Source organism: Metabacillus dongyingensis (assembly GCF_019933155.2).
GTDB lineage: Bacteria > Bacillota > Bacilli > Bacillales > Bacillaceae > Bacillus_P > Bacillus_P dongyingensis.
Genome location: NZ_CP082944.1, coordinates 76,951 through 89,569, shown reverse-complemented (window position 1 = coordinate 89,569; position 12,619 = coordinate 76,951). Strand labels below are relative to the sequence as shown.

Below are 12,619 nucleotides of genomic sequence, written 5' to 3'. Positions count from 1 at the left end.
GATTACATGATGAAAATATTGAAAGGAGAGGAAACTAAAGAGACAGTATAGAAAAAACAGCCCGAAGGCTGTTTTTATTTTAATCGAATTGATATAACGGAGTGCTTAAGTATCTTTCGCCGTTGCTTGGAATGATGGCCAGAACTTTTTTGCCTTTTCCTAATTCTTTCGCAACCTGCAATGCAGCTTTAATGGCTGCACCCGAAGAAATTCCTCCGAGCAAACCTTCTTCTTTAGCTGCTTGGCGGGCAACCTCAAATGCTTCTTCATTTTTGACGGTAATGACTTCATCGTAAATGTCTGTTTTTAAGATATCAGGCACAAATCCTGCGCCGATACCCTGAATTTTATGAGGGCCCGGTTTACCGCCAGACAATACTGGTGAGTCTGAAGGCTCAACTGCATAAATCTTAATGTCTGGATAAGCTTCCTTAAGTACTTGGCCAGCACCAGTGATTGTACCGCCTGTTCCGATACCTGAAATAAATGCATCAAGCTGATCACCCATTTGGCTCACAATTTCAGGACCTGTTGTTCTGCGGTGAACCTCAGGATTCGCTTCATTTTTAAATTGCTGAGGCATGAAGTAACCATGTTCTTTAGAAAGTTCCTCAGCTTTGCGAATGGCTCCGCCCATTCCTTCGGGACCTGGTGTAAGCACAAGCTCTGCTCCATATGCTTTTAAAAGATTACGGCGCTCCATACTCATTGTCTCAGGCATAACTAAAATAGCCTTAATGCCTTTAGCAGCAGCTACCATGGCTAAACCGATACCTGTATTGCCGCTTGTTGGTTCAATAATCGTATCTCCGGCTTTAAGAAGACCCTTTTCTTCAGCTGCCTCAATCATTGCAAGTGCAATCCGGTCTTTTACGCTGCTTCCCGGGTTCATAAACTCAAGCTTCAAATAAACATCGGCGCTATCCTCATCTACGATTCGATTTAACTTCACTATCGGTGTTTCCCCAATCAGTTCGTGTATTGAATTTGCAACACGCGTCAATCTGACCACCTCTATTTCCGAGTATTTTTATTGGCTTTAAAAAGAATGTACCAAAACTCAGTCTGAATTGTCAATCTTTTCTTACTTATCGGATAGGACAAACTGCTTATTCCTTAGAAGTATCATCATCATAAAACCACGTAACTCCTGCCTCTTCCCACAATGGTTTAACAGATACAGCAGATTCCATTTGTTCCAGTGCAATCTGCCTTCTCATTTGATTTTTCACATCTTCATATGAGTATTGGACACCATCAAGCTTTTCTTTTAATAAAAGAATAGAATAGCCGAGCTTACTCTTAATCGGGTGGCTCCATTCATCTATTTTCAGTTTCTCAGCCTCGCCAACATATTGTGATGGAAGATAATCATTATTTGCGGACACAAACCCAAGCTCTCCTCCCTCGTTTGCCGTAAATTCATCAATTGACTTTTCAGCAGCCAGCGCTTCAAAGCTTGAGCCGCCTTTTAGTTCTTCTATCACTTTTAAAGCATCTTCCTCGGTCTCCGTCACAATATGGAATAAGTGATACGAATCTTCAATTGAATACAGCTCTTTATTGGAGTCATAATAAGCTTTCAGTTCTTTATCAGATATTTCAACATCCTTGGTTAACAATTCTTCTAACAGTATGCTGTATCTGATTTGCTCGCGCAGTTCTTTCGTATCTGTCAGCCGTTCGTTATCAAGGGAATTGTACATGGATTTGTACATCGTAAGCTCGCGTTCAAGTTCTTCTTCAGGGATCTTAATGCTGTGCTTTTCCGCAAGCTCCTCAACTACCGTAAAATTAATCATCTCTTCAAGTGTTTCTTTTCCGAAACGCTCTTCAAGCTCCGCCATCCAGTCTTCCCTTGTAATTTCTTTCTTTCCGACAACAGCAATGGACTCCGATTTCTGGTTTCCAGAAACAACAGCTGCTATACTGTCATCTTTAGATAAGAAATAGGCCAAGGTAAAACAATTAATGATGACAAGACCAAAAATGATTGGCCATACTGCTTTCCCGTTCATTTCTCCATCTCCTGTTTCATTGTTCAGTTTAACGCACTTTCCTTCAGCGCTGTTAATTCTTCTTTGTTGAAATGATATCTTTCATTGCAAAAATGACATTCTGCCTCTGCTTTGCCATCCTCTTCAATCATACTTTGAATTTCTTCGGCACCTAGGCTGATAATGGCATTTGCGATTCTTTCGCGGGAGCAAGGGCAATGGAATGCAACGGATTGTTTATCTAGCAGCTTCACGTTTTCTTTACCTAATACTTCAAAAAGAATTTCTTCTGGAGTTAATCCTTTTTGAATTAACTTCGAAATTGGCTCTACACTGCCTAGACGTTTCTCGATTTCTGTAATAGTTGATTCATCCGTCCCCGGCATTAATTGAACAATGAATCCTCCTGCTGCAAGGATTGTATTATCCGGATTAACAAGTACTCCGACACCCACAGACGAGGGAACCTGCTCTGAGGATACAAGATAATAGGTGAAATCCTCACCTAATTCGCCAGACACGATGGGAACTGAACCTGTAAAATGTTCTTTCATCCCAAGATCCTTCACAATGGAAAGCATGCCTGTGGTGCCTACTGCCCGTGCGACATCAAGCTTCCCTTTTTCATTAAGGTCAAAATGAGTTTGAGGGTTTGTGACGTAGCCTCTCACCTCGCCTTTTGCATTGCTGTCTACAACAATGACACCGATAGGCCCGCCTCCCTCAACTTTGATCGTCATTTTATTCTCGCCTTTAAGCATTGATCCAAGCATGACTCCAGCTGTCATAGACCGGCCTAAAGCTGCTGAAGCAGTCGGCCATGTCTGGTGCCTTCTTTGCGCTTCTCCTACTGTGTCTGTTGTTTTGGCAGCATACGCACGCACTTGCCCGTCAAACGCAAGCGCCTTTACTAAATAATCCATTGTAATCTCACCTTCCAAATTAAATGCTGTTTCTTTCATAAATAAGCTGCAGGCCTTTTAACGTAAGGAAAGGATCGACAATTTCAATTACTTTCGATTCAGACGCAATCAATGATGCCAGTCCTCCTGTAGCAATAACCTTAGGCTCTGCTTTTGACTGTTGTTTCATTCTATTAACAATGCCTTCTACTTGTCCCACATAGCCGAATAAAATACCGGCCTGCATCGCACTCACAGTATTTTTTCCGATAATATCGTCCGGTCTTGCAATTTCAATTCTTGGAAGTTTAGCTGCTCTTGAATATAACGCTTCTGTTGAAATGTTAATTCCCGGGGCAATAGCTCCCCCCATATATTGTTTTTCCTCATTTATATAACAATAGGTTGTGGCTGTACCAAAGTCGACAATAATTAAAGGTCCTCCGTATAAATGAATGCCGGCCACTGCATTAACTATTCTGTCAGCACCAACCTCACGCGGATTCTCATATTTTATGTTCAAACCTGTTTTAATTCCTGGTCCTACAACTAAAGGCTTTTGCTTAAAGTACTTTGAACACATTCTCTCGAGCGAGAACATAATTGGAGGAACAACGGACGAAATAATAATCCCTTTAATATCGGTAAGCTGTATTCCTTCATGTTCAAATAATGATTTAATCAGCATGCCAAACTCATCTTCCGTTTTATTTCTTGTCGTTTCAATTCGCCAGTGATGTTTTAATTCATCACTCTCAAAAACGCCTAAAACGGTATTTGTATTCCCTACATCCAATACTAAAAACATATGTATCACCACTTTGTATAGTTTCTTTTCACTTTTTAAGGCTCATTCTTTTCAATCATATCATATGAGTTAAGAAATCGAATCGTATAAAAATAAGAACTGAATCAATTATTATTCCCCAGAATAAACAACATCTCCATTTTATTCTTTTTAGAAGATGAAATGCAAAAAGAAAGAACCGCAAGCTCATAATGAACATGCGGTTCTTCTAAAGACCGATTAATCTTCTTTTCGATCTTCATGTATTTCAGATGTTTGTTCTTCATCCTTTTTCGGGAGGATGTTCACTTTCACATCTTCTTGTTTTTTGTCGACAGCAGCTGGCCGATCCGGCAATGTGCCATGATCCACAAGGTGTTTAATCTGTTCTGCATCGAGTGTTTCAATTTCAAGCAGTGTTTGAGCAATCAGCTCTAATTTATCACGATTCTCAGTAAGAATCTTCTTAGCACGCTCATAGCTTTCTTTAATGAAGCGCTGCACTTCCATATCAATTTCATGTGCAATGGCATCACTATAGTTCTGCTCGCTGTTGAAGTCGCGTCCTAAAAACACTTGCCCTTGCGATTGTCCAAATTGCAATGGCCCTAGCTTATCACTCATACCAAACTCTGTTACCATGCGGCGGGCAATGCCTGTCGCACGCTGGAAGTCATTGGATGCTCCTGTGCTGACTTCGCCGAATACGATGTCCTCAGCTACACGGCCGCCGAGAAGTCCAGTAATTTTATCAAGAAGCTCAGGCTTCGTCATAAAGTAACGATCTTCTTTCGGAAGCATAACAGCATATCCGCCAGCTTGACCGCGAGGTACGATTGTTACTTTGTGCACCATATCAGCCTCATCAAGAATTACTCCGATAATTGTATGCCCTGCTTCATGATAGGCAACAATTTTGCGCTCTTTTTGAGAAATAACACGGCTCTTCTTCGCAGGACCCGCAATTACACGGTCTGTAGCTTCATCAATATCTGTCATATCGACCTTTTTCTTATTGCGGCGGGCAGCAACAAGTGCAGCCTCATTCAGAAGGTTTTCAAGATCTGCACCTGAGAATCCAGGTGTACGGGCGGCGATCGATTTTAAATTAACAGCATCATCTAAAGGCTTGTTGCGGGCATGTACTTGAAGAACTGCCTCACGACCTTTAAGATCAGGACGGTCAACCGTAATCTGACGGTCAAAACGGCCTGGACGCAATAAAGCAGGATCAAGAATGTCAGGGCGGTTTGTAGCAGCAATCATAATGATTCCTTCATTTCCGCCAAATCCGTCCATTTCAACAAGCAATTGGTTAAGGGTCTGCTCACGCTCATCATGGCCTCCGCCAAGACCCGCGCCGCGCTGACGGCCAACTGCATCAATTTCATCAATAAAGATAATACAAGGTGCGTTCTTTTTCGCATTCTCAAACAAGTCACGAACACGGGAAGCCCCTACACCGACAAACATTTCAACGAAATCAGATCCGCTGATTGAGAAGAACGGCACGCCAGCTTCTCCGGCAGCAGCACGTGCAAGAAGCGTTTTACCTGTTCCAGGAGGTCCTACAAGAAGAACACCTTTAGGAATGCGGGCGCCAAGCTCTGCAAACTTACGTGGATCCTTTAGGAATTCCACGACTTCAACAAGCTCCTGCTTCTCTTCATCTGCACCTGCAACGTCTTTAAATCTGACCTTTTTCTTTTCTTCGCTGTAAAGCTTGGCTTTGCTTTTGCCAAAGTTCATGACACGGCTTCCGCCGCCCTGAGCCTGGTTGAGCAAGAAGAAGAAAAGAATGAAGATAATGACAAAAGGAATGATGGATGTAAAGAACGTTACCCATCCGCTGGTTTCTTCTGCAGGTACGAACTTAACGCTCGTTTTCCCCTGAGCAGCAGCATCCACACGGTCTAATGCTTTGTCGCTTAATACATGAGTTACAAATAACTCATCTTCTTTATAATCAGTTAACTTACCTTTAACTTCATAAACCCCACGCAGCGGCTGTATCGTTATTTCTTCAACATCTCCAGCCTCAAGTTCGGAAATGAATTTACTGTAAGTTAATGGTTCAGTTTTTGTATTGTTTCCTTGGAAAAAACTGACGACTCCAATAACCACTAAAAAGATTAATAAATAAAATATGGTATTACGGAAGATCCGATTCATTCCTTACCTCCTCCCACAGTAAACACAGCTATTTTAAATAGTATCATAGAAAATCATGGCAATACAACTAATTAGCCATTTGTATACTTGACAAAATCCATTGTTACTTATTTTGATAAATTTCAGGCTTCAGCACGCCGATGTACGGAAGATTGCGGTAGCGTTCAATGTAATCTAAACCATAGCCGACTACAAATGCATCCGGAACTTCAAAGCATACATAATCTGCCTGGATATCAGCTTTGCGTCCAGTCGGTTTATCAAGCAAAGTCACAATGCTGATTGTTTTTGCTTTACGGTAACGGAAAAGCTCTACTAAGTAGCTTAGTGTTAAACCGCTGTCGATGATATCTTCAATGATTAGAATGTCTCTGCCTTCAACTGAAGTATCCAAATCCTTAAGAATCTTAACTTCACCGGAAGAGACCGTAGATGTACCATAACTCGAAACATCCATAAAGTCCATTTCCAAGTATGTATCGATGTTCTTCAGCAGATCCGCCATAAAAGGCATTGCACCCTTTAAAACACCAATTGCGAGCGGAAAGCGGTCTTTATATTCTTCTGTTAGCGCTTTGCCCAATGCTTTTACTTTGACACTGATCTCTTCTTCTGTGATTAATACTTTTTCGATATCCTGCTTCATTACAAGTTGCCCCCTACAAAATCATTGCTCTTTATATTCCAGTACAACACAATCACCCTCGGATAACCCGTATTCTTCAAATGAAGATTTCTTAAGGCCGGGAAGCCAGAGGATATTACCGCTGCCATCTTCTAAAACAGGCCAGCTGTTTCTCTTATTGATCGGTACTTTAGCATCAATAAATATATCTTTTACTTTTTTCGTACCGTTCATGCCTTTCAGTTTGATTTTATCACCTTGCCTTCTTGTGCGGATAAGCAAGGGTTTGTTCAAAGAAGAATATGGCATGACGAACACATGGTTCCCTGACAGATCATCAGGACTCCTGTCCGAAATTTCACAAGTTATGATATACCCGTTTGGGAGGGAAGTGCGTGAAGGTATCTGCACTTGCATCTCATATGACTGGTCTGTGTTTTGTTCAAAAGTAAACAAACACGTTTGATAGGATTTGATTACTTTTAGACCGTCTGGGTAATCAAGTGAACCGGAAGGATGTTTTTGCGAGAGTAAAGACTGAAGACTCTCTATATGTATAGAAGAAAGGGAAGATGGAATATCTTCGTAAAGATAGTTTAATATTAGTTGAATACCTCTTCTTTGTAAAGGCATAGGCAGGGTTTTAAACATTTCAATATTCAATTCGATTTCGTTCTTTTTCCTTTTCAATACTGTATTCAATTTTTCTTTCGTTAATTCCTGTAAGAACTGCTCATCTTCTCTAAATGTTCTGCTGAAAAACTGAAATCTCTCATGAACTTTAGGGTTTTCTTCCTTAAGAAACGGCAATACATGTTTGCGGAAGCGATTTCTTGTATAGTCCTGCTTCTCGTTGCTTGGATCAAATCGCGGAGACAGCTTGTGTTCATGACAGTAGGTAAGAATTTGATCTTTTGTAAAAGATAAAAAAGGACGAATGATTTTCCCGCTGTCAAAATCACGCATTTCAGGAATTCCCGCAATAGAAGCACCCATTCCGCCTCTAGTCATTCTCATTAAAATGGTCTCAACCTGATCATCTCCATGATGCCCTAAAGCCAAAAACTTTCCCTCATACTTTTCCATTACTTTGCTGTAGAAAGTGTAGCGGCATTCTCTGGCTGCATTCTGAGCACTCATTTCCGGGTGCTTCCTGGCGAAATCAGACACGTTCAGCTGAACAGCTTCACACGGAACCCCATTCGAACGGCAATAGTGCTTAACAAATTCCATTTCTTCTTCAGACTGTCGACCTCTAAACATATGATCCACATGAGCAGCAATGATTCTAAGCTGATAAGCTTGCTGAAACCTCATAAATAAATGAAGCAGGGCAAGCGAATCAGGTCCGCCTGAAACCCCAATCACAACGGTTGCATCTTTTATATCGTTAACATTAAGAAAAGTCCGGAAACGTTCTAGCATGGCATTCCTCTTTTATAGCATGATTTAATAATTTTTTTCTAAAACGCATCCTGTCCGAGAACAGTACATTCTATAATGAGTGCACATTAATACTATCACTTATGCTTTGGCGTCTGCAAAAAAGAAGTCCCCCGTTCACATATTTATCAAATTTACAGGAGATAGTGATAAACATAGAACGAATAGATAATGCATAAAGCAGCAATAATCATCACGGTTTCGATCCATCCGCTTACTTTGTTCTTCTTTTTAACCTGCACCCGCGTTTTTTTCTGCTGATGGTTTGGAGCAGACTGTCTTGCTGCGGCAGGGGGCTTTCTGCTCGTCTTAGGATAAAGAGACTGCAGGAAATCCTGTTTCATTTCAGAAGCATACTTGTATTTTCCCAAGATGGCATTATTTAAAACGGCAGAATGCTGCCGCAAGTAAGGATTTGACTGAATAACAGCATTTAGCTGACCGTTTCCGTCTCCCTGCTTTTTAAACCGTTTAGGATAAACAGAATTGATCACGATCATAGCAGCTGCAAATAGATCATACTCCGCCTCCGCCTTGCGGGTCCCAAGTCCCCAGTATCCTCTATCAAAAAAATCGGTAAACTCTTTTATTGACCTGCCCTTAAGCGTTGTTCCTCCAACATCTATAAACCTCAGCTGCACCGGCCTGTCAGCCACAATCAGATTCTCCGGTTTCAAGTCGCCGAAAACCCAGCCTGCCTGATGGAGCTCATGCAGATTTGAGAGAAGCTGAATTATTAATACACCAATCCATTCGTTGCCATTGTTCTGGATAAAATCAAGATATTGCTTTCCTTTAATATATTCCATTACATAAAAAGGAACTTGTGTTTGGGTTCTGGGATTCATCCAATCATCTACATCAATTAAAGCAGGCCCAAGGGAATTCCCCTGGACCTTTGAAAAGTGTTTAAGGACATTCACTTCAGAAGTAATGGACATGCTGTTCTCACTTACTTTAAGTGCTGAAAGTCCATGTTTTCCCTCCGCTAAATAGACAATCCCTGTAGCACCCTGACCAAGGGGTTTCAATATCCGGTACTGCTGATGATGCCACTTTCCCTTAATAATGGTGCCTGGTGCAGCTTTACATGTTTGATTCGTTGAAGTATTGTTCATCATCTGAGAGCAAACTCCTTAAAGAACGCTTTTTCTTAAACGAATGGATGCCATCACGAATAGCCGGTCCGGTCGGGGTAATGCCGCCAGTTGTAAGTTTAGGAAAAATAGAGGAGAGCGATTCAAGTTTCGGTGTCCATTCCAAAATGGTTTCAACTTCATCCTTTTTCCCAGGAAATACAGACACTGAAAATTGATTTTCCCCTATTCTCGAATTCAAGCTGATAGATAAATCCAAAAGTGATTCTTTTACAGTCGGCAGTTTCGGCTTCATGCTTCCGCTCATATCTACTAATATTAAAATCTCCATACCGATCGTTTCTCCAAGCTCATCGACTACTTCCATCACCTCTCCCCGTTTTTCAGGCGAAAGCTCCTCCATTGTCACTTTCTTCCCGAGGATTTGCTGAAGTTCAGAATTGACCACCCCTTGCAGAGTTTGAGTCATCGCTTGCCTTGTAACCATTTGCACCGTTTGAGAGAGCTGATGAGCATAGACAATCTGGCTTACACCTCCGCCCGACATAGCAATCCCTTCAATCTCATCGATCGCCTCCTGATCAATCACATTTTCTTCAACGATTCCGATTACATTTACTGAAATGCCTTGTTCTTTTGCCAGAGCCGCCATCGCAATCGGATCTTCACCGTGATTGGAGCAGCCGTCGGTTATAAGCAGAATTTGTTTTAATTTTCCCTTATTCATTTTAGTCCCCTCCTAATATCCTCTTATCACCAAGGAAATAATGTACTACCATCCTCGCCATGAAATAAGAGTTTTATACTTTAGAAGGGGCTTATTTAAAGGGTGATTCTTCTACATCACATTCTGTTTTTTGTAATGTTTGGACGTTGGAATAGAAGCCCATTTAGGAGTATTATGATCGATTTTGGCTACAACCACCGTCATATCATCCTCAATCTTTCCTGCTCTCGTACGGATAACCTCCTCCATAATTAAATCTGCCACCTCTTGCGGATCCATTGTCTCCAATTCTTTTATTTTTCTCTTCATCCACAAATCATGATTCTCCACATGCTTTGGCCCTTCGAAAATTCCATCACTCATCATGATCAGAAGATCTCCCGCCTTCAGCTGCTCTCCAACGACATCAACATCAAATTCCTCAATAATTCCCATTGGCAAATTGCTGGCTTGAATTTTCATGATTTGATCGCCGCGTTTAATAAAGCTTGGTGTGGATCCAATCTTTAAAAATTTGCAGCTTGCATCCTGCAGATCAACAATAGCCAGATCGAGCGTTGAAAATATTTCATCTGTTGTTCTTAAGGATAAAATGGAATTTATTGTCTTAATCGCAACTTTTTCTTCAATTCCGGACTGCAGAATCTTTTGAAGCAGCTTTATGGTCTCATTGCTCTCAAAATGGGCTCTCACTCCATTTCCCATGCCGTCACTGATTGCAATGGCGTATTTTCCAAAACCGAGTTCAATCGTTGAATAGCTGTCTCCTGAAACAAGACCTCCTCCTTTTGCCGCGTGAGCCACACCGGAATCAACTCTATATGTTCTCGAAGAACCGAAGGATACGTGACAATATCCGTTCGGATAGCTCGAGCATTCTTCATGTTTGACAATCACTGACTCTTCCAGAATATCAGAGAGCATTGGTGCGATGATCTTCTCGCACTCCCCGTGTCCATTGCAAAATGGAATACTCATCTCGATATCAACATTTCCCTGCTCCAGGCTATATATATCTACGTGGCCAATTTCAATCCCGAAGCTTTGAAGTGCCTCAAGAATTTGTTCTTCCTGAACAAAATGATTTTCTCGTTCACGCTTTATTTCCTTTGCAAAATCCTCCATGACCTGCGAAACTCCCATCAGCTGTTCCGCTACAAGCCTTCTGCTCTCCTGCACCTGCTCTTTTAACTTTTCATTAGCGTCGTAATAATTAATTTCCTGTTCAATAGCCTCCTCTACTTTTTTCGGTTTTGAACAATATCTCTCAAATTCCTTTTTTAATTTCCGGTTACCATGATACGTGTTTTCTTTGCTTTCATGCATAATAGTCTTCATAAAGTCATAGGTTGTATCAAAGTTCTGCACCCAGCACCTTTCTTTTTTGAAACAGGTCTGACACGTTTTTTCAGTTATGGTGCTTAAAAACAAATCGGTCCCCCTTTGATCTTCTGACTCTTCGCTTTTTTCATAGAATGTGACAAAGCTTTCTGAAAGTGCATGAAATACTTGAGAGAATTGATCTACCCGATGGGCCGTTACGTCCCTGATTTTTCTTACATACTGCTGCTGTTCCTGTGTATGTTCGTTTGTTCCGGGAATATGCTTAGCTAATTTATTTGTAATTGCCTTTGGTGTTAATAGAAATAACCCAATGGCAATGAGTGATTCTGATAAGTTTTTTATCAGGTCGTTTGACCCTTCTCCGTAAAGGGAAATCAGCAGAGATCCGATTAAAAGACCAATGGCTGCCCCAAATTTCTGGCCTTCTTTTAAGAGCCCTCCAAGCAGACCCGAGAAGGCAAGGAGGCTCATTTGGTAGAGGTTTCCGACATTGGCAAGACTCAAAATTAAGCCGGTTACAACACCTACTGTGCAGCCAATGCTCGATCCGCCGATAAAAGCAAACAGCAGGACAATGTATCTCGATAAAATATGCTCTGCCTGAAGCTCCTGGTATGAGACCCCAACAAAACCGGTCAGCACGGAAGCAAGCAGAATCATTATGCATATGATTTCTTCTATCTTAAGAGACTGCTTGTACTTCCTGGCTGATATAAGAGGCAAGCTCTGCAGAAAAATAAGTGTCAGAATAAAAGCAAGTCCTGACTCAACCCCTGCCATCATATAATCGTACAATGTAAGTGAATCCTGAAGATAAAAGTAGCCGATTCTAGTCAGCATCATCGAAAGGAAAACAACAAACGGCAATGCTTTCATTTTATCTTTATAGATAAGAGAGGTTAATTTTTTCATGATCAGAAAGATAAGAATAGAGGCAGTGACAAATAGAGAGGTCTGCCACGATATCGTGACAGCTCCTGCGATCAGAGCAAGCGAGGAGAATAGCGCTTTATCTTTTTTCATTAAGAGGACAGCGCCAAAGAACGGCAGTGCAAAAGGAAGAACTTCAGTTAAAATGAGTGCTCTTCCCAGCAGAAAGCCGATCAGCACATAAAGAAGACCTTTATGCAAAAAGAGCAGCTGCAGTCTTGTCCCAAAACGATGAACTGAACGATTAAACCATTGATGCGTCCTCTCAAGATTCACTTCCGTAATCGGCTCGATAACCCTTCTTTCTACCTTTTCCATATTTTCATTCCCCCACTTTTTAATGATGTGGTTATTATATCGAAGGCAAAAAAAAGATTTTGTCAAAAGAAGGAAGCTTATCCCAAGAAACGTTCGACTGTTTTTTTGAATAGCGACAAAATGCCCGAAAAAGCTTTTTATTTTCATAATAAAACACAAAAAAACCCTGACTTTCCATTAAGGAAAATCAGGGTTTTCATCACGATGACCCGTACGGGATTCGAACCCGTGTTACCGCCGTGAAAGGGCGGTGTCTTAACCGCTTGACCAACGGGCC

The 12,619-nt window shown here is 41.3% G+C and carries 10 protein-coding genes and 1 tRNA gene; all 11 read right to left on the bottom strand.

The annotated features are described in order from the left end of the window. Nucleotides 1-79 precede the first annotated feature (79 nt). The gene (gene cysK / locus K8L98_RS00460; RefSeq protein WP_223438904.1) at nucleotides 80-1,003 is read right to left on the bottom strand and encodes a cysteine synthase A; all 924 of its coding nucleotides are present in this window, start codon (nucleotides 1,001-1,003) and stop codon (nucleotides 80-82) included. Nucleotides 1,004-1,109: 106 nt separating this feature from the next. Beyond that, entirely contained in the window at nucleotides 1,110-2,018 is a 909-nt protein-coding gene (locus K8L98_RS00455; RefSeq protein ID WP_223438903.1) for a peptidyl-prolyl cis-trans isomerase, read from the bottom strand. A 23-nt stretch (nucleotides 2,019-2,041) separates the two neighbouring features. Further along, complete coding sequence (hslO, locus tag K8L98_RS00450) at nucleotides 2,042-2,920, bottom strand: Hsp33 family molecular chaperone HslO (RefSeq protein ID WP_223438902.1); 879 nt, start codon at nucleotides 2,918-2,920, stop codon at nucleotides 2,042-2,044. 19 nt (nucleotides 2,921-2,939) lie between these two features. After that, the gene (locus K8L98_RS00445) at nucleotides 2,940-3,707 is read right to left on the bottom strand and encodes a type III pantothenate kinase (RefSeq protein WP_223438901.1); all 768 of its coding nucleotides are present in this window, start codon (nucleotides 3,705-3,707) and stop codon (nucleotides 2,940-2,942) included. A gap of 219 nt (nucleotides 3,708-3,926) precedes the next feature. After that, nucleotides 3,927-5,858, bottom strand: coding sequence for an ATP-dependent zinc metalloprotease FtsH (gene ftsH / locus K8L98_RS00440; RefSeq protein ID WP_223438900.1), 1,932 nt, complete (start codon nucleotides 5,856-5,858; stop codon nucleotides 3,927-3,929). A 103-nt stretch (nucleotides 5,859-5,961) separates the two neighbouring features. After that, complete coding sequence (hpt, locus tag K8L98_RS00435) at nucleotides 5,962-6,504, bottom strand: hypoxanthine phosphoribosyltransferase (RefSeq protein WP_223438899.1); 543 nt, start codon at nucleotides 6,502-6,504, stop codon at nucleotides 5,962-5,964. A gap of 21 nt (nucleotides 6,505-6,525) precedes the next feature. Then, nucleotides 6,526-7,908, bottom strand: coding sequence for a tRNA lysidine(34) synthetase TilS (tilS, locus tag K8L98_RS00430; RefSeq protein WP_223438898.1), 1,383 nt, complete (start codon nucleotides 7,906-7,908; stop codon nucleotides 6,526-6,528). 152 nt (nucleotides 7,909-8,060) lie between these two features. Further along, the gene (locus tag K8L98_RS00425) at nucleotides 8,061-9,047 is read right to left on the bottom strand and encodes a protein kinase domain-containing protein (protein WP_223438897.1); all 987 of its coding nucleotides are present in this window, start codon (nucleotides 9,045-9,047) and stop codon (nucleotides 8,061-8,063) included. Continuing rightward, entirely contained in the window at nucleotides 9,013-9,750 is a 738-nt protein-coding gene (locus tag K8L98_RS00420; RefSeq protein ID WP_223438896.1) for a vWA domain-containing protein, read from the bottom strand. Before K8L98_RS00420 ends, K8L98_RS00425 begins: the two co-directional genes overlap by 35 nt. A 111-nt stretch (nucleotides 9,751-9,861) precedes the next feature. Further along, nucleotides 9,862-12,342 (bottom strand): stage II sporulation protein E, encoded by a 2,481-nt coding sequence (spoIIE, locus tag K8L98_RS00415; RefSeq protein WP_223438895.1) that lies wholly within the window; start codon nucleotides 12,340-12,342, stop codon nucleotides 9,862-9,864. 205 nt (nucleotides 12,343-12,547) lie between these two features. Then, nucleotides 12,548-12,619 (bottom strand) — tRNA-Glu (locus K8L98_RS00410).

Coding starts and splice junctions, on each gene's coding strand:
- K8L98_RS00455 (WP_223438903.1), bottom strand. CDS start 2,018: ATGAACGGGAAAGCAGTATGGCCAATCATTTTTGGTCTTGTCATCATT.
- hslO (WP_223438902.1), bottom strand. CDS start 2,920: ATGGATTATTTAGTAAAGGCGCTTGCGTTTGACGGGCAAGTGCGTGCG.
- K8L98_RS00445 (WP_223438901.1), bottom strand. CDS start 3,707: ATGTTTTTAGTATTGGATGTAGGGAATACAAATACCGTTTTAGGCGTT.
- ftsH (WP_223438900.1), bottom strand. CDS start 5,858: ATGAATCGGATCTTCCGTAATACCATATTTTATTTATTAATCTTTTTA.
- hpt (WP_223438899.1), bottom strand. CDS start 6,504: ATGAAGCAGGATATCGAAAAAGTATTAATCACAGAAGAAGAGATCAGT.
- tilS (WP_223438898.1), bottom strand. CDS start 7,908: ATGCTAGAACGTTTCCGGACTTTTCTTAATGTTAACGATATAAAAGAT.
- K8L98_RS00425 (WP_223438897.1), bottom strand. CDS start 9,047: ATGATGAACAATACTTCAACGAATCAAACATGTAAAGCTGCACCAGGC.
- K8L98_RS00420 (WP_223438896.1), bottom strand. CDS start 9,750: ATGAATAAGGGAAAATTAAAACAAATTCTGCTTATAACCGACGGCTGC.
- spoIIE (WP_223438895.1), bottom strand. CDS start 12,342: ATGGAAAAGGTAGAAAGAAGGGTTATCGAGCCGATTACGGAAGTGAAT.